Here is a 16,827-nt window from a genome sequence, read left to right on the forward strand (position 1 = left end):
GCATCAAGTATCCGACACCCCACCCCGCCCTCCATGACCGAACCGCGACTTATCGAAATCACGCCCGCCACGCATGGCGTCGACCTCGATCTCGTCTATGCCACCTCGCGCAACCTCACCGGCAAAGCCATCTACAAAGAAGCCCACTGCCTGCTGCTCGAACCCGCCGAAACCCGGTTGCGCAAGGCGATTGAAATTGCTCGCGACGCCGCCCTGACACTACGGATTTTCGACGCCTACCGCCCGCGCGAAGCACAACAGGTGCTCTGGGATTTCCTGCCCGATCCCACTTACATCGCCGAACCCGGTCGTGGTTCGAACCACAGCCGCGGCACCGCGATCGACCTGACTCTGCTCGATGCCAGCGGCAGCGAACTCGACATGGGCACGGGTTTCGACGCCATGACGATCGAGTCCGAACACTTTCATCCGGGTCTTCCCGGACCCGTGCAGCGCAACCGTCTATTACTGCTCGGCATCATGCATGCTGCGGGCTTCACGCATATCAAAAGCGAATGGTGGCATTACGAGCTGCCTGGCTCGCGCGCGCTGCCTCTAATCGACGACAGCGCAAGCGGCCCATTGCGTCTCATGTAGTGGCTTTTTTTTCTGGCAAGCTCTACCCCATCCCCTATGGAGTGAGTATGAAACCGGTATTGCGCAATGCATTGGCGGCCGCAGCGATCGCCTCCGTCTTGACCCTGTCGTTCACTGTCGCGAACCCCGCCGCTGCGGCGACACCGAAAGACATGTTCGTCATGGCGACCTTCCTCGACGAATTCACCACGCTCGATCCCGGCGAAGTCTACGAACTCGTGCCCGAAGAATATGTGGCCAATACCTATGACCGGCTGGTGCGGGTCGATCTGAAAGACCCGTCGAAGTTCAACGGCGATGTCGCGCAGTCGTGGACCGTCAGCCCCGATGGACTGACCTTCACGTTCAAACTCCGTTCCGGTCTCAAGTTCCACTCAGGCAACCCGTTGAGCGCCGATGACGTCGCCTGGTCGATCCAGCGCACGGTCCTGCTCGACAAAGGTGCGGCCGCCGTGCTGCAAGGCATCGGTCTGACCAAAGACAACGTGCTCAACAACGTCAAGAAGGGTGATGACGCAACCGTCAGTGTGACGACAGACCAGAAATACGCTCCGACCTTTGTCCTGAACGTGCTCGGTGCGTGGCCTGCATCGGTGGTGGACAAGCAGTTGTTGCTCTCGCATCAGAAAGGCAATGACTTCGGCAACGACTGGCTGCGCACGAACGAGGCGGGCTCCGGCGCCTACAAGCTCGTCAAGTGGACGGCCAACGACAGCATCGTGCTGCAGCGCTTCGACGGTTATCGCTTGCCGCTCGCGATGAAGCGCATTGTGCTGCGTCACGTGCCGGAAGCGTCGAGCCAGCGGCTGCTGCTCGAAAACGGCGACGTCGACGTAGCCCGCAACCTGAGTCCCGACGATCTCGCCGCCCTGACGAAATCCGGCAAGGCATCTGCGACCGCGGTGCCGCAAGCGACGCTGCTGTATCTCGGCCTCAACGTCAAGAATCCGAACCTCGCAAAACCGGAAGTGCAGCAAGCGATGAAGTGGCTGATCGACTATAACGGCATCCAGAGCAATGTCGCGAAGACCACCTACAAGGTGCACGAAACATTCCTTCCGGAAGGTTTTCTCGGCGCGCTGAACACGAATCCGTACCAGCAGAACGTCGCGAAGGCCAAGGCGCTGCTCGCAAAAGCCGGGCTTCCAAATGGCTTCTCCGTAACGATGGACGTGCGTAACGGCTACCCGTATGGCGAAATCGCCGAAGCCGTGCAGGCGAATCTCGCTCAGGCCGGTATCAAGGTTCAGCTCATCCCCGGTGACAACAAGCAGACGCTTGCGAAGTATCGCTCGCGCTCGCACGACATCTATATCGGCGAATGGGCGGCGGACTACATCGATCCGCACAGCAACGCGCAGGGCTTCGCGTGGAATCCGGACAATTCCGAGAAGTCGGCGTACAAGATGCTCGCGTGGCGCAACTCATGGGATATTCCCGAGCTGACGAAGGAAACCAACGCGGCGCTCGCCGAATCGTCGACCACGAAGCGCGCCGAGCTGTACCAGACGATGCAGAAGCAGATGCTGGCCAACTCCCCCTTCGTGATCATGTTCCAGCAGGTCGCGCAGGTGGCCGCACGTCCGGGCGTGACGGGGCTCGAGGTGGGTCCGATCAACGACCTCGTGTCGTATCGCAATCTGAAGAAGCAGTAACGTATGCGGTGAAGGTGAAGCCGTCGTGGCTTCGCCTTCGACCGGGGAACCCATCATGTCGACTCCCCTCACGACGCTCGAGCGCATGCGTGTGCTTTCAGCCGAACGTACCAGCGTGCGCTGGACCTTGCGTCTCGTGCGCTGGATCATCACGCTCGCCATCACCTTCACCGGATTGCTGGCAGTCACATTCGTGATCGGTCGCAAGATTCCGATCGATCCGGTACTGGCCATTCTCGGCGATCGTGCGTCGGCGACAGCCTACGCGGCCGCGCGACTGCAGCTTGGGCTCGACAGGCCACTCGTCGTGCAGTTCCTGATCTATGCGCGCGATGTGCTGCACGGCAACTTCGGTATGTCGCTGCTGACGGCACACCCGGTCATCGAAGACATCCAGCGTGTGTTCCCCGCAACGCTCGAGCTCGCGACGCTGTCCACCATCATCGGTGTGCTGATCGGCGTGCCGCTAGGTGTCGCCGCCGCCGTGCGCCACAACCGCTGGATCGATCACGTTGCACGTTTTGTCGGTCTCGTCGGCAGTTCGGTGCCGGTGTTCTGGCTAGGGCTGATGGGACTCCTGCTGTTCTATGCAAAGCTGCATTGGGTAGCAGGCCCAGGGCGCATCGATCCCGTGTTCGACGGCATGGTCGATACGCATACGGGCAGCCTGCTGGTCGATTCGCTGATTGCCGGCGAATGGGACGTGTTCTTCAACGCGTTCTCGCATATCGCGCTGCCTGCGGCCATCCTCGGTTACTACTCGGTTGCCTATCTAAGCCGGATGACGCGTTCATTCATGCTCGAACAGATGAGCCAGGAGTACATCGTCACGGCGCGCGCGAAAGGTTTGCCCGAGCGTCGGGTGATCTGGCGTCACGCGTTCGGCAATATCGCCGTGCCGTTGCTGACCGTCATCGCACTCACCTACAGCTATCTCCTCGAGGGCTCGGTGTTGACCGAAATCGTCTTCGCCTGGCCCGGTATCGGTTCGTATCTGACAGGAGCGCTGTTGAATGCCGATATGAACGCCGTGCTGGGCAGCACGCTCGTGATCGGTGTCACGTTCATCGCACTCAATCTGCTGACCGATGCGCTCTATCGCGTGTTCGATCCGCGCGCCCGCTGATATCCCGGGGACTTCTTATCACTCAACGCAAACGCAGGACTGGCCGATGAATGCCACGCCCCGACGATGGAAAGACTGGCTGCTGAGCGACACGCCCGCGTCGCGCAAACAGGCGGCGTTCGGCCTCGCCTATCGACGCTGGCAACGCTTCGCGAGCAATCCGCTGTCCGTGTTCGGCCTCGCGATTCTTGCCTTGTTGATCATCGTCGCCGCGATCGGGCCGTTGGTTGCGCCGCACGATCCGCTGCAGCAAGTCCTCTCCGACCGCCTTCTACCGCCCGCTTCGCCGTCGCACTGGTTCGGCACCGACCAGTTGGGTCGCGACATCTTTTCGCGGTTGATCTACGGTTCGCGGCTCACGCTTTCGATCGCGATACTCGTCGTGGTGATCGTGGTGCCGGTCGGTCTGCTGATCGGCACCACAGCCGGTTTCTTTGGCGGCTGGGTCGACAATGTGCTGATGCGGATCACCGACGTGGCGCTCGCGTTTCCGAAGATCGTGCTTGCGCTCGCATTCGCGGCCGCGCTAGGACCAGGTGTCATCAACGCGGTGATCGCGATTTCGATTACGGCGTGGCCGGCCTATGCACGTCTTGCACGGGCGGAAACCCTGCGACTCGTGCAAGCCGATTTCATACACGTCGCGCGGCTACAGGGTGCGTCGCGGCCGCGCATCCTGTTGCGCTATATCGTGCCGCTGTGCTCGTCGTCGGTAATCGTGCGTGCGACGCTCGATATGGCCGGCGTCATTCTCACTGTCGCGGGTCTCGGGTTTCTCGGCCTCGGCACACAACCGCCAAGCCCCGAGTGGGGTTACATGGTCGCCTCGGGTCGCAACGTGCTGCTCGACGCGTGGTGGGTGGCCACTGTTCCAGGCTGTGCCATTCTGCTGGTGAGCCTCGCCTTCAACCTGCTCGGCGACGGTCTGCGTGACGTCTTCGATCCGCGCCACGGAGGCTGATCATGTCCGCCGATATGACCCAACCGTTGTGTGAAATCGACGACCTGCGCGTCGGCTTTCGCGGTCACGACGGCGAATTGACGGAGGCCGTGCGTGGCCTGTCGCTGACGCTCCAGCGTGGCGAGCGGCTTGGCATCGTCGGCGAATCCGGTTCGGGTAAATCGTTGACCGGACGAGCGTTGCTTGGCCTGCTGCCGGCTAACGCGCAATTCGCTGCGCAGACGATGAAGTTCGATGGTCAGGATCTGCTGACGATGTCGGCACGCAAGCGCCGGCAACTATGCGGCCAGCAGATGGGCATGATCCTGCAGGACCCGAAATACTCGCTGAACCCGGTGATGACCGTCGCGCAGCAGATGCGCGAGGCGTTCGTCCTGCATGGCCCGAAGCTCGGCCGCCGCGAAATGCGCGAGAAGATCGTCGCGGCACTGGCAGCTGTGCACATCCGCGATCCGGAGCGGGTCGCCGATACGTACCCGCACGAATTGTCGGGCGGCATGGGGCAACGCGTGATGATCGCGATGATGGTGTCGTCCGGCCCGCGACTGCTTATCGCCGACGAGCCGACCAGCGCGCTCGACGTGCTCGTCTCGATGCAGGTGCTTGGCGTGCTCGACGAAATGATCGCAAAGCACGACACGGGCCTCATTTTTATCAGCCATGATCTGCCGCTCGTGATGTCGTTCTGCGATCGCGTAGTCGTGATGTACGCAGGGCGCGTGGTGGAAACCTGTGCGGCACGCGATCTCGTCCACGCCCAGCATCCCTATACGCGCGGTCTGCTTGCGGCCAATCCCCCGCTCGTCAATCCGCCCGATGAACTGCCGGTGCTCGAGCGGGATGCCGCATGGCTTACGCATCCGCACCGGCAAACGCATCCGACGGGAACGCCAACATGATCGACGTCAACGCCCTAACGGTTCGCTTCAGGACGAAGACCGGTTACTTCGATGCAGTGCGCGAGGCGAGTTTTCATGTCGACGAAGGAGAAGTGTTCGGACTGGTCGGTGAATCCGGCTCCGGCAAGTCGACGATCCTGCGCGCGCTAACGGGCCTTGCGCCGATCGCGGGCGGCCACGTGAAGGTCGGCTCGCATGTGCCGGGAGAAAAGATCGACCGCTCGTTTCGACGCGATGTGCAGATGGTGTTTCAGGACCCGTATGGCTCGCTGCATCCGCGTTTCACGGTCGATCAAACCCTGCGCGAACCGCTCGCCATCAATCGCATCGACCGGCAGGATCAACGCATCGTCGACGCGCTGCGCGAAGTGGGCCTCGGTCCCGCGTATCGCTTCCGTTATCCGCATCAGTTGTCGGGAGGCCAGCGGCAGCGCGTTGCGATCGCGCGGGCGTTGATTGTCGAACCGCGCGTACTGCTGCTCGATGAGCCCACGTCCGCGCTCGATGTGTCCGTGCAGGCCGAGATTCTCAACCTGCTGCGACGGCTTCATCGCGAGCGTCATCTGACCATGGTGCTGGTCAGCCACAATTTCGCTGTGGTTGGCTTTCTCTGCCAGCGTGTTGCCGTCATGCGCAATGGCGAAATCGTCGAGCAGCTCGATATCGCGTCGATTCGCGCGCAGCAGGTCGAGCATGAATACACGCGCAGCTTGTTGCTCGCGACCTCGGGCTATCGGCGCGACGCGGTTCAGGCGGATAGCGTGGGTAGTGCGGATTAACGCGTATCGGTGCGGTTAAGCAAACGTTAACCTTTCATCGACTAGATTCGCAGGTTGTGCGATCAACCTCGCAGGCGTGCGGCGCAAGACCTTGTGCCAACAACGCCCCGCGAATCTTCGATAGAGAGGAACTCCGACATGAATGGAAGTAGTGTGAGCTTCGCGAGGCAGGCCGCCAGCAAGGTTCCCGAAGTGACGCTCGGTTTCTGGGTGATCAAGGTGGCCGCCACGACGCTGGGGGAAACCGGCGGCGACTGGGTGTCGATGTCGCTGAACCTCGGATACCTGGTGGGTTCGGCGATCTTCCTCGTGTTGTTCGTTGGCCTCGTTTCTGCGCAGGTAAAGGCAAGCGATTTTCGGCGCTTTCTGTACTGGGCAACGATTGTCGCCACGACTACGCTAGGCACGACGATGGCGGATTTCGCCGATCGGTCGCTCGGTGTCGGTTATCCCGGAGGCACCGCCATTGTCGTCGCGTTGCTGATCGCGAGCCTGGCGATATGGTATCGATCGGAGGGGACGGTCTCGGTCGGAAGCATCGTCACCGCCAAAGCCGAATGGTTCTACTGGATCACGATCCTGTTCTCGCAGACGCTCGGCACCGCGCTCGGAGACTGGGTCGCGGGCGACGACCGCGGCGGTCTGGGCATTGGATACGAATATGGTGCGATGCTGTTTGGCGCCGGTCTGGTGGTGGTTGCCGCGCTCTATTTCTCGACCCGCGTATCGCGTACGGCGTTGTTCTGGGCAGCGTTCATTTTGACGCGGCCACTCGGTGCGACCTTGGGCGACTTTCTCGACAAGCCGGTGGCGCAGGGAGGGCTGCACATCAGCAGATTGTCTGCGTCAGGAATCCTGCTTGCTTTTATCGTGGTGTGCATCGTGCTGATACCGCAGCGTGCCGCGAAGCAGGAGCAGGAGCAGGCGGTGTAGCCGAGCGAGCATCCGAAGAATCGACCAAGCCCATCGTGAGCGGCCGCGAGCTTGCACCCTTTGTACAGTTTGATGGCGCAATTGTCGCGAGCCTGCTAGATTTCGACTCAGCCGAATCGTTGCCCCGGAGAGATCGATGGCCGACAGACCGACTTCCAGCGCGTCCCCACTTCGCTCGCTGGTCCTGATTGCCGTTATCGTAGTTGCGCTTGTCGCAGCCTTTGCCTACACGGGAGGCTGGCTCAGCCCGAATCGCCTGACTCCTGCCAAACTCGTGAACGCACTGGCGCCGCCGGGCGGCCCAGCGCTCGGCTATCGCCGCAATCATGCCAAAGGCATCTGTTTCACCGGCAGCTTCGAATCGAATGGTGCGGCGGCGAGCCTGTCCACAGCGCCGATGCTTGCTACCGGCTCGTACCCTGTCACAGGACGTTTTAACCTCGCGACACCGGTTCCCACCGCGCCCGACGGTACGGTTCGGGTACGCGGCCTCAGTCTGCGCATCGTGGCCGGGAATGGAAGCGAGTGGCGCACGGCGATGATCGACGCGCCGTTCTTCGCGGTGTCCACACCTCAAGCGTTCTACGGCTTGCTTAAAGCAGTGGGCGACAAGAGCAACCCGGACGCGATGAAGAATTTCATCGGTGCGCACCCGGAGTTCGGCAATTTTGCGAAGTGGGCAGGCAGTGCGCCGTGGACGGCTTCTTATGCGCAGGAACAATACAACAGCCTCAATAGCTTCGTTTTCACCAATGCTGCTGGCGAGACGCAGGCTGTGCGCTGGTCTTTCGTGCCAGCTGCGCACCCCGAGGCCATCTCTCCCGATGAGTTGAAGGCACGCGGCGCCGACTTCCTCGATACGGATATCACGCAGCGTGTGCACAGCGCTCCGCAACGATGGACACTCGTCTTCACGCTAGCCAATCCCGGCGATCCGACCGCCGACCCCACCAAGGCCTGGCCTGACGATCGACGCAAGGTAGAAGCAGGAACACTCGTGGTCAACACCATCGAGCCCGAAGCCGACGGACCGTGCCGCGATCTCAACTTCGACCCGACCGTCCTGCCAGCCGGCATGCACGTTTCAGACGATCCGTTTCCCGCCGCGCGCTCCGCAGCCTATGCCGTATCGTTCGACCGGCGCACGGCGGAGGAGAAGAACTATCCGCGGCACCCAGCGGCAGGAGACACGCAATGAGCTCGACACTCAATCGCTTCACACCGCTGCAGCGCGCGCTTCACTGGATCATGGCGATCTGCATTCTGGCGATGCTGTTTATCGGCGTCGGAATGGTGTCGACTGTGCGCCCTACTTACCTTTCGCTGGTATCGGTTCATAAACCGCTCGGCATCGCGATACTGGTGCTGGCGCTGATCCGCGTTGTTGTCAGGTTGACGCGCGGCGCACCGCCGCTGCCCACGTCGATGCCGGAACCGATGAAACTTGCCGCGCACCTGTCGCATCTCGCGTTCTACATCCTGATGATTGCGCTGCCGCTGATCGGTTGGGGCATGCTGTCGGCGGCGGACTATCCGGTCGTGGTATTCGGCATCCATCTGCCCTCCTTCCTGCCGCATAGCGACAGCCTGCACACGCTGCTGTGGAACGCACACCGAGTGCTCGCACTGTGTTTCTTTGCGCTGATCGTGCTGCACCTCGCGGCAGCACTTTTGCACGCGCTGGTCAGACGCGATGGCGTGTTCCAGACCATGGCGTCCTGGCGGTAAGGCAGCGCAACACGCGATAATCCATCCCCCGACTAACCCCGATTGCAAATCGCCGCGCGACTCCGACGGAGTCGCTGCGCGTCCCTCTTCCCTGTGTTCGTGCTGCACTGCAATTGCCTGCATGCGGTAGCGCACATCCATCCTTAGCGCCCCCACTGCATTGATTGCCGTTTCGACGTCGCGCGTCATGTTGCGGCACGTCAAGACTTGCCAGGCGTCCATTCACGACACCTTATGCAAACCATAAAAATGTTTGACTTTTGCAATAGCACAAATGTCGCCACCATGCCTGAACGTCATTGCTTCCAGGCCCGTCGCCGCTTCTATCACCGCTTCTGTCGGCGGCGACACAAGAGCCATGCAGTGATCCGCAGTATGCGAAGTCATGAACGGAGACGAAGAATTGGCACAGCCAGACAACGCAGTGGCCGGCGCGTATACCGCGCGACGGCATAGTCGCTGGGTGCAGCTCGCGATCGGTGTGATCTGCATGGGCCTCGTGGCCAATCTTCAATACGCGTGGACGTTGTTTGTCGAGCCGATGAACGCGCAGCATCACTGGGGCTCGCTGCGATCCAGACTGCGTTCTCCATTTTCATCGTGACCGAAACGTGGCTCGTGCCGATCGAAGGCTGGCTCGTCGATCGCTTCGGTCCACGTCCGGTCGTGATCGGCGGGGCGATCTGCGCCGCACTCGGCTGGGTGCTCGATGCGTACGCACCGAACCTGCCGGTCCTCTATCTTGCCGCGGTGATCTCGGGCGTCGGTGCCGGTTGCGTGTACGGCACCTGCGTCGGCAACGCGCTGAAGTGGTTTCCCGACCGGCGCGGTCTTGCAGCCGGCCTCACGGCGGCGGGCTTCGGCGCCGGCGCTGCGCTCACCGCGATCCCTATCGGCAACATGATCCAGCACGCGGGCTATCAGCACGCATTCGTCTTCTTCGGCCTCTTCCAGGGCGCCGCGATCCTGTTGCTTGCCACCCTGCTCGTCCAGCCGAATCCGCCTGCCTTTGCACGCGGTATCAAACGTGTCGTCGCGACGAAGATCGACTACACGACCGGTGAAATGATCCGCTCGCCGGTGTTCTGGGTGATGTACGCGATGTTCGTCTGCGTGGCGACCGGCGGCATCATCGCCACCGCGCAGATCGGACCGATCGCGAAGGAATACGGTTTCGCTTCGATGCCGATGTCGTTCTTCGCCGTGACGCTGCCGCTGCTGACGATGACGCTATCGGTCAACAACCTCTGCAACGGCTTCACGCGTCCGCTGTGCGGTGCGATTTCCGATCGCATCGGCCGCGAGAACACGATGTTTCTCACGTTCCTCGGCGAAGGACTCGCGCTGCTCGGCCTGATGCACTTCGGCCACAACCCGACGCTGTTCATCGTGTTCTCCGGGCTGATCTTTCTGTTCTACGGCGACATCTTCTCGAATTTCCCGGCCACGTGCGCCGATACGTTCGGCAGCAAGTACGCGGCGGCCAATGCCGGCACGCTGTACACCGCGAAGGGCACGGCCGCGATGCTGGTGCCGGTTGCATCGCTGCTGTCCGCGCACGGTGGCTGGAACGTCGTGTTTATCGCGGCGGCGTGTATTGCGATCGCCGGCAGTGTCTCCGCGAAATTCGTGCTCGCGCCGATGCGGCGCCGCTGGATCGAGAACTCGGCGAAGGAAAGCGAACAGATCGCGTTCGCCGGTGCGTTCAGGCCGGCACCACTGGGTTCGAACGAGTGATGCCAGCGATCAACGCACATGCAAAACGACCATCAGAACCGCTCGCACAGCCACGAGCAAACAATCGGCGTGAAGTGACTCCACGCGACACCCGAACAGCCAACAACGAACCGGAGAAGAAGTAATGTCCACTGCCGAAATCGCCCGCCCTGAAATCACGGCCGACGAACCCCACCACGCTCCCGCTACGACCGATGGTTTTCATCTCGTCATCGACGCTCTCAAGCTCAACGATATCGACACGATTTTCGGTCTCGTCGGCATTCCGATCACCGACCTCGCGCGTCTCGCCCAGGCCGAAGGCATGCGCTTCATTGGCTTTCGCCACGAGCAGAACGCCGGCAACGCGGCGGCAATCTCGGGCTACATGACGAAGAAGCCGGGCGTCTGTCTTACCGTCTCCGCGCCGGGCTTCCTCAACGGCCTCACGGCCCTCGCGAATGCAACCACCAACTGCTTCCCGATGATCCTGATCAGCGGATCGAGCGAACGCGAGATCGTCGACCTGCAACAGGGCGATTACGAAGAGATGGACCAGTTGAACGCTGCGAAGCCGTATGCGAAGGCGGCCTACCGCGTGCTGCACGCGGAAGACATCGGCGTGGGCATCGCGCGCGCGATACGCGCTGCCGTGTCGGGTCGCCCCGGTGGCGTGTACCTCGACCTTCCCGCGAAGCTGCTCGCGCAGACCATCGATGCCGTAAAGGCCCAGCAGTCGCTGATCAAGGTCGTCGACGCCGCCCCGAGCCAGTTGCCCTCGCCCGATTCGGTCACGCGCGCACTCGATGTGATCCGTCATGCAAAGCGTCCGCTGATCCTGCTTGGCAAGGGCGCCGCCTACGCGCAGGCCGATGCGCAAATTCGCGCGCTAGTCGAAAAGAGCGGCATTCCGTATCTGCCGATGTCGATGGCGAAGGGCCTTCTGCCCGACACGCATCCGCAGTGCGCGTCCGCAGCGCGCTCGTTCGTGTTGCAGGAGGCCGACTGCGTCGTGCTGATCGGCGCGCGCCTGAACTGGCTGCTCTCGCACGGCAAGGGCAAGACGTGGGGCGCGGCGCCCAAGCAGTTCGTGCAAGTCGATATTTCACCGACCGAGATCGACAGCAACGTTGCGATCGCCGCACCGGTGATCGGCGATATCGGTTCGTGCGTGTCGGCGCTGGTCGCGGGTCTCGGTGCGGGCTTCCGGAAGCCGTCCACTGAATGGACCGGCGCGGTCGACGACCGCAAGAACAAGAACCTCGAAAAGATGGCCGCGACGCTCGCGAAGAACCCGTCGCCGATGGGCTTCCATAGCGCACTGCGTGCGATCCGCGACGTACTGAAAGCGCATCCCGACATCAACGTCGTCAACGAAGGCGCCAACACCCTCGACTACGCACGCTCGATCATCGATATGGCCCAGCCGCGCAAGCGCTTCGATTCCGGCACGTGGGGAATCATGGGCATCGGCATGGGCTTCGCGATCGGAGCCGCGGTGACGAGCGGCAAGCAGGTCGTCGCGATCGAAGGCGACAGTGCATTCGGCTTCAGCGGGATGGAAATCGAAACCATCTGCCGCTACGAACTACCGGTCTGCACGATCGTGTTCAACAACAACGGCGTGTATCGCGGCACCGACGTGAACCCGACTGGCGGCAAGGACGTCGCGCCGACCGTGTTCGTGAAGAACGCGCGCTACGACAAGATGATCGAGGCATTCGGCGGAGCGGGTTTCAACGCAACCACGCCCGAGGAACTCACACATGCGCTTGAAGCGGCGATCCGCTCGGGCAAGCCGACGCTGATCAACGCCGTCATCGACGAAGCGGCCGGTACCGAAAGCGGCCGTCTAACGAATCTGAATCCGCAAAGCGCGGCCATGAAAAAGTAAGCGCAAGAAAAGTAAGCCAAGCAAGCCACTCTGGAGAAATACCGTGAGCAAGAAACCACTCGAAGGCATCAGGATCATCGACTTCACGCACGTCCAGGCCGGCCCTGCGTGCACGCAGCTACTGGCGTGGTTCGGCGCCGACGTGATCAAGGTCGAGCGACCTGGTTCGGGCGACGTGACGCGCAACCAGCTGCGCGATATTCCCGAAGCCGATGCGCTCTACTTCACGATGCTCAACAGCAACAAGCGTTCGTTGACGCTCGACACGAAGAAGCCCGAAGGCAAGGAAGTGCTAGAAAAGCTGATCAAGGAATCGGACGTACTGGTCGAGAATTTCGGCCCGGGCGCGCTCGACCGGATGGGTTTTTCATGGGACGTGATTCGCGATCTGAATCCGAAGATGATCGTCGCGTCCGTAAAGGGCTTTAGCGACGGCCACCACTACGACGACCTGAAGGTCTACGAGAACGTCGCGCAATGCGCGGGCGGCGCCGCGTCGACCACCGGCTTCTGGGACGGCCCGCCGACGGTTAGCGCCGCCGCGCTCGGCGACAGCAACACCGGCATGCACCTCGCCATCGGCATTCTGACGGCGATCATCGGACGGCAACAAACAGGCAAAGGGCAAAGAGTGGCTGTGTCGATGCAGGACAGCGTGCTGAACCTGTGCCGCGTGAAGTTGCGCGACCAGCAGCGGCTCGATCGCCTTGGCTTCCTCGAGGAATATCCGCAGTACCCGCACGGCACGTTCAGCGACGTCGTGCCGCGCGGCGGCAATGCGGGCGGTGGCGGCCAGCCTGGCTGGGTGCTCAAGTGCAAGGGCTGGCAAACCGATCCGAACGCCTACATCTACTTCACGATCCAGGGCCACGCGTGGGCGCCGATCTGCCGCGCGATCGGCAAGCCGGAGTGGATCGACGATCCGCAATACAACACGCCGAAAGCGCGTCAACCGCACATCACCGCTATCTTCGACACGATCGAAGTATGGCTCGCGGACAAGACCAAGTTCGAAGCGGTCGACATCCTGCGTAAGTTCGACATTCCGTGCGCGCCGGTGCTGACGATGAAGGAACTCGCCAACGACGAATCGCTGCGCGCGAGCGGGACGATCGTCGAAGTGCCGCACAAGGTGCGTGGCACGTATCTGACGGTCGGCAGCCCGATTAAGTTCTCCGACCTGAAGCCGGAGATTACCGGGTCGCCGCTGCTCGGCGAGCATACCGACGAGGTCCTGACACAGCTCGGCTACACGCGTGAGCAGATCGCGCACATGCACGAAGGTCAGGCAGTCTGACGCCGAACTGATACTGTCGACGCATCTGCTTGCCGCCGCCCGCCCATCCAGCGGGCGGCGGCGCTTGAATCACCGGACTCCCCACCATGCCCACGACCATCGATTTCGAACAACTCGTGAACGCGATCGGCGACGCGGTCGTGATCTCCGACGCGCACGGCGCCATCACACTGTGGAATCCCGCGGCAGAGCGCATGTTCGGCTTTACCCAGGCAGAAGCGCTCGGCCAGTCGCTGGATCTGATCATTCCCGAACGGCTACGCGGCCGCCATTGGGACGGCTACAACAAGACGATGGCGACCGGCGAAACGCGCTACGGGCACGATCTGTTGAAAGTGCCCGCGGTCGACAAGAGCGGCCGCTCGATGTCGATCGCTTTCACCGTCGCGCTGCTGCATTCGCCGCAAGGTGATGTAACGGGCATCGTCGCCGTGATTCGCGACGAAACAAGTCGCTTCAGCGAAGACCGTGCGCTGCGCAAGCGTGTTGCGGAACTCGAAGCGAAGGTCGGCGTGTGAGACTCGTCGCGGCATGCCACAATCGATAAGGTCGAGTACAACCTTACGAGAGCTTCGGGATGCGCGAACGTTTTCTCATCCACTCACGTCGGCACAAGACACTTGCGTCATGGCGTGCTGTTGCACTTGCAGCCGCGCTTGCCACTTGTCTTGCTGCCTGCGCGCCGTTACAGGTCTCGCAGGCACCGACGGCGAACGTCGACACCGGTGCAGCGGCGACCACGTCGGTTGCGGTTCACGCCGACGGCTCATTGCCGGTCCCGTCAAACCTAGTTCCACTGACGCAGCCAGCCGGTCAGCAACGCCTGCTCTCGACGGCCGACAACCAGTCTTACTGGCCGTTATCCCAGTACTTCGAGACGCAGAAAAACGAGGCGTACTGTTCCGTCGCAACGTCGGTAATGGTGCTGAATGCGCTGAATATCCCGCGGCCAAAAACTGCGTTGTACCCCGGGTTCCCTTATTTCACGCAGGACGACTTCTTTCACTCCGTCGATCCGCAACTGGCCGATCCGCTCAGGGTGTCGCATGAGGGCATGACGCTCGACCAGCTTGGCGCCGTGCTTGGCCACTTCGCGGTCTCCGTGCATCCATTCCATGCCAGCGATCTAACACTCGAGCAATTTCGCGATCTTGTACGCGACACCACCGGGCGTCGCGACCGATTCGCTTTACTGAACTTCCACCGCACGCAGATTGGCGAAGCAGGCGGCGGGCATTGGTCACCGCTCGCCGCCTTTGATCCCGCGAGCGATAGCGCCCTCCTGCTCGACGTCGCGCGTTACAAATACCCGGCGGTATGGGTGCCGGTTACCCAGTTGTACCAGGCGGCGCTTGCTGTCGACTCCGTCAGCGGTCTCGCGCGCGGTATAGTGGTGGTGAGTCGACCATGACGCTCAGGCAACGCGGCGTCCTCACTACTCCGGACGCTTGATCAAACAGGTCGCCGACGCATGCGCGACGATCTTGCCGTCGGGCGTTTTCAGCGATCCTTCGGCGACACCGAGGTTCTTCGAGAGATTGATCACGCGGCCTTCTGCCACCAGGTCCACATCGCGCGGCACCGGGCGCAGCATCTTTACGTGTAGATCGATGGTGCCGTAGCCCACTCCCGCTTCTAGCATAGTGTGTACGGCACAACCCGTCACCGAATCGAGCACCGTCGCGGCAAAGCCTCCATGTACCCCACCCAACGGGTTGAGGTGACGGCCATCGGCCCGGGCGGTCATCTTGATGTAACCGCTGTCGACTTCGTCGAGCGTCATCGGAATCGTCTCCGAAATAGACGCACGAGGAAAATCGCCGGCGGCTCCGGCGCGCAACAACTCAAGACCTGACATCGAAAGCGGATTCATCGGGAAGCTCCTGACATTGATCTGCGGACACTGAGTTCTAAATTGGAACTGATTGTCAGCAGCGATACTTCCGATGTCAATGCAAAAGCTCCCAATAGATTCGAGAGCCAGTTCTATAATGGAACGCACTATTTGCATCGATGATCAAGGAAACTGTCCATGAAATGGAGCGATGTGGGCTCGATGCCCTGTTCGGTGGCGCGCACACTGGCTGTGATCGGGGATCGCTGGACCCTGCTGATACTGCGCAATGCATTCCTCGGCATGCGCCGCTTCGACGAGTTTCAGTCGCAACTGGGTCTCACGCGCCATGTGCTTGCCGAACGGCTGGCGCGTCTGGTCGAAGAAGACATTATGGTCAGAAGTTCGTATCAAGAACGACCGGTGCGCTTCGAATACCGGCTGACGGAACAGGGCCTCGATCTGTATCCGGTGCTGCTCGCGCTTACTGCATGGGGCGATCGCTGGAAGGACGACGGCAACGGACCGCCCATGTTGCTAAAACACCGTACGTGCGGCCACGTGTTTCATCCATTGACAGTCTGTTCCGAGTGCGGCGAGCCTCTCGATCCGCGCGAAGTCAGGGCGCTGCCTGGGCCAGGATGGAGAGTCGAGGAAAACGAAGCCACCGCACCCCACACCGAATAAGGACGATCCGCATGGCAATCGATGTCTCGTCTCTCTGGACGCGTTTATCTTCGAAGCCCGCTGGCAAGTGGCTTTTTTCTCGCCTGGTGTGCTTGAGAGCGCCGTACTTCGCGAGCATCAGTCCGACGATCACAGAGCTTCGTCCCGGGTATTGCCGTGTGAAGATAAGCAAGCATCGATCGGTGCTCAATCACCTCGGTTCGGTACACGCGATCGCCATGTGCAACATGGCGGAAGTGGCCGGCGGCATGTTGACCGAAGTATCGGTTCCGCGAACCCACCGCTGGATTCCGAAAGGCATGGCGGTTCAATACCTGAAGAAAGCGACTACCGATCTCGTCGCGATTGCCGAGCCCGTCACTCTCGCGCAGTGGCCGGACGCCGGCGAGTTTGAAGTCAACGTCAAGGTCGAGGACCGTGCGGGTGAAGCCGTCTTCAACGCGGTCATCACCATGTGGGTTTCCTTGAAAAAGACCGCTTGAAGCAACCACGATCTTCAGTACGCCTGTTGTTTCCATCTATCGCGCATTCTGTCGGCTACGCGACAAGTATTGCTTTCATGGGTATACCCCCATTTCCCAGGATTGCTTTTTCACCATAATGTTGTACGACGACATATGACAAAGAGCAAAATATCCGATTTCACCGACTCGATTTGATTCTTCAACGGTGCCATGTGGCGATGGGAGCCCGCCAGAGTCTTGTAGTGCGCATTCGGTTT

Annotated in this window: 17 protein-coding genes and 1 pseudogene; 16 read left to right on the top strand and 2 right to left on the bottom strand. The window is 61.3% G+C overall.

From position 1 onward, the window contains the following. Positions 1 to 33 precede the first annotated feature (33 nt). The 9 genes from ddpX to FNZ07_RS11415 all read left to right on the top strand — a co-directional run bounded on the left by ddpX (position 34) and on the right by FNZ07_RS11415 (position 8,678). Positions 34 to 597 (top strand): D-alanyl-D-alanine dipeptidase, encoded by a 564-nt coding sequence (ddpX, locus tag FNZ07_RS11375; RefSeq protein ID WP_091006376.1) that lies wholly within the window; start codon positions 34 to 36, stop codon positions 595 to 597. Between the two features lie 47 nt (positions 598 to 644). Continuing rightward, a complete protein-coding gene (locus FNZ07_RS11380; protein ID WP_091006379.1) occupies positions 645 to 2,252 on the top strand; it encodes an ABC transporter substrate-binding protein in 1,608 nt (535 codons plus the stop codon). Between the two features lie 55 nt (positions 2,253 to 2,307). Further along, positions 2,308 to 3,378 (top strand): ABC transporter permease, encoded by a 1,071-nt coding sequence (locus FNZ07_RS11385; RefSeq protein ID WP_091006382.1) that lies wholly within the window; start codon positions 2,308 to 2,310, stop codon positions 3,376 to 3,378. 46 nt (positions 3,379 to 3,424) lie between these two features. Continuing rightward, on the top strand, positions 3,425 to 4,339 hold the full coding sequence (gene nikC / locus FNZ07_RS11390) for a nickel transporter permease (protein ID WP_091006384.1): 915 nt from the start codon (positions 3,425 to 3,427) through the stop codon (positions 4,337 to 4,339). Positions 4,340 to 4,341: 2 nt separating this feature from the next. Next, positions 4,342 to 5,238, top strand: coding sequence for an ABC transporter ATP-binding protein (locus tag FNZ07_RS11395; protein WP_091006385.1), 897 nt, complete (start codon positions 4,342 to 4,344; stop codon positions 5,236 to 5,238). Beyond that, positions 5,235 to 6,017: an ABC transporter ATP-binding protein gene (locus FNZ07_RS11400; RefSeq protein WP_091006386.1), complete on the top strand. Its 783-nt coding sequence runs from the start codon at positions 5,235 to 5,237 to the stop codon at positions 6,015 to 6,017. The genes FNZ07_RS11395 and FNZ07_RS11400 overlap by 4 nt, the downstream gene beginning before the upstream one ends. A 138-nt stretch (positions 6,018 to 6,155) precedes the next feature. Then, positions 6,156 to 6,950, top strand: a complete 795-nt coding sequence (locus tag FNZ07_RS11405; protein ID WP_091006388.1) for a COG4705 family protein — start codon at positions 6,156 to 6,158, stop codon at positions 6,948 to 6,950. Between the two features lie 136 nt (positions 6,951 to 7,086). Further along, positions 7,087 to 8,148 (top strand): catalase family peroxidase, encoded by a 1,062-nt coding sequence (locus tag FNZ07_RS11410; RefSeq protein ID WP_091006390.1) that lies wholly within the window; start codon positions 7,087 to 7,089, stop codon positions 8,146 to 8,148. After that, on the top strand, positions 8,145 to 8,678 hold the full coding sequence (locus FNZ07_RS11415) for a cytochrome b (RefSeq protein ID WP_091006391.1): 534 nt from the start codon (positions 8,145 to 8,147) through the stop codon (positions 8,676 to 8,678). Before FNZ07_RS11410 ends, FNZ07_RS11415 begins: the two co-directional genes overlap by 4 nt. 222 nt (positions 8,679 to 8,900) lie before the next feature. Here the strand turns inward: FNZ07_RS11415 and FNZ07_RS33595 are convergent, their stop codons facing one another. Then, complete coding sequence (locus FNZ07_RS33595; RefSeq protein WP_170275718.1) at positions 8,901 to 9,038, bottom strand: hypothetical protein; 138 nt, start codon at positions 9,036 to 9,038, stop codon at positions 8,901 to 8,903. Positions 9,039 to 9,063: 25 nt separating this feature from the next. Here FNZ07_RS33595 and oxlT point away from each other — a divergent pair. The 5 genes and pseudogenes from oxlT to FNZ07_RS11440 all read left to right on the top strand — a co-directional run bounded on the left by oxlT (position 9,064) and on the right by FNZ07_RS11440 (position 14,996). Then, positions 9,064 to 10,415, top strand: a pseudogene (oxlT, locus tag FNZ07_RS11420) (oxalate/formate MFS antiporter). Between the two features lie 124 nt (positions 10,416 to 10,539). Beyond that, complete coding sequence (gene oxc / locus FNZ07_RS11425) at positions 10,540 to 12,288, top strand: oxalyl-CoA decarboxylase (RefSeq protein ID WP_245811283.1); 1,749 nt, start codon at positions 10,540 to 10,542, stop codon at positions 12,286 to 12,288. A 43-nt stretch (positions 12,289 to 12,331) separates the two neighbouring features. Beyond that, positions 12,332 to 13,585, top strand: a complete 1,254-nt coding sequence (gene frc, locus FNZ07_RS11430) for a formyl-CoA transferase (protein ID WP_091006395.1) — start codon at positions 12,332 to 12,334, stop codon at positions 13,583 to 13,585. Between the two features lie 86 nt (positions 13,586 to 13,671). Continuing rightward, on the top strand, positions 13,672 to 14,103 hold the full coding sequence (locus tag FNZ07_RS11435; protein WP_091006396.1) for a PAS domain-containing protein: 432 nt from the start codon (positions 13,672 to 13,674) through the stop codon (positions 14,101 to 14,103). 59 nt (positions 14,104 to 14,162) lie between these two features. Beyond that, entirely contained in the window at positions 14,163 to 14,996 is an 834-nt protein-coding gene (locus tag FNZ07_RS11440; RefSeq protein ID WP_091006398.1) for a phytochelatin synthase family protein, read from the top strand. Between the two features lie 24 nt (positions 14,997 to 15,020). On the opposite strand, the gene FNZ07_RS11445 is transcribed toward FNZ07_RS11440, so the two are convergent. After that, positions 15,021 to 15,458, bottom strand: coding sequence for a PaaI family thioesterase (locus FNZ07_RS11445; protein ID WP_091006400.1), 438 nt, complete (start codon positions 15,456 to 15,458; stop codon positions 15,021 to 15,023). A gap of 159 nt (positions 15,459 to 15,617) precedes the next feature. Here FNZ07_RS11445 and FNZ07_RS11450 point away from each other — a divergent pair, with 159 nt between their 5' ends. Next, positions 15,618 to 16,106, top strand: a complete 489-nt coding sequence (locus tag FNZ07_RS11450) for a winged helix-turn-helix transcriptional regulator (protein ID WP_091006401.1) — start codon at positions 15,618 to 15,620, stop codon at positions 16,104 to 16,106. An 11-nt stretch (positions 16,107 to 16,117) separates the two neighbouring features. Continuing rightward, positions 16,118 to 16,588, top strand: a complete 471-nt coding sequence (locus tag FNZ07_RS11455) for a hotdog fold domain-containing protein (protein WP_091006403.1) — start codon at positions 16,118 to 16,120, stop codon at positions 16,586 to 16,588. Positions 16,589 to 16,827 lie beyond the last annotated feature (239 nt).

Source organism: Paraburkholderia megapolitana (assembly GCF_007556815.1).
Lineage (GTDB): Bacteria > Pseudomonadota > Gammaproteobacteria > Burkholderiales > Burkholderiaceae > Paraburkholderia > Paraburkholderia megapolitana.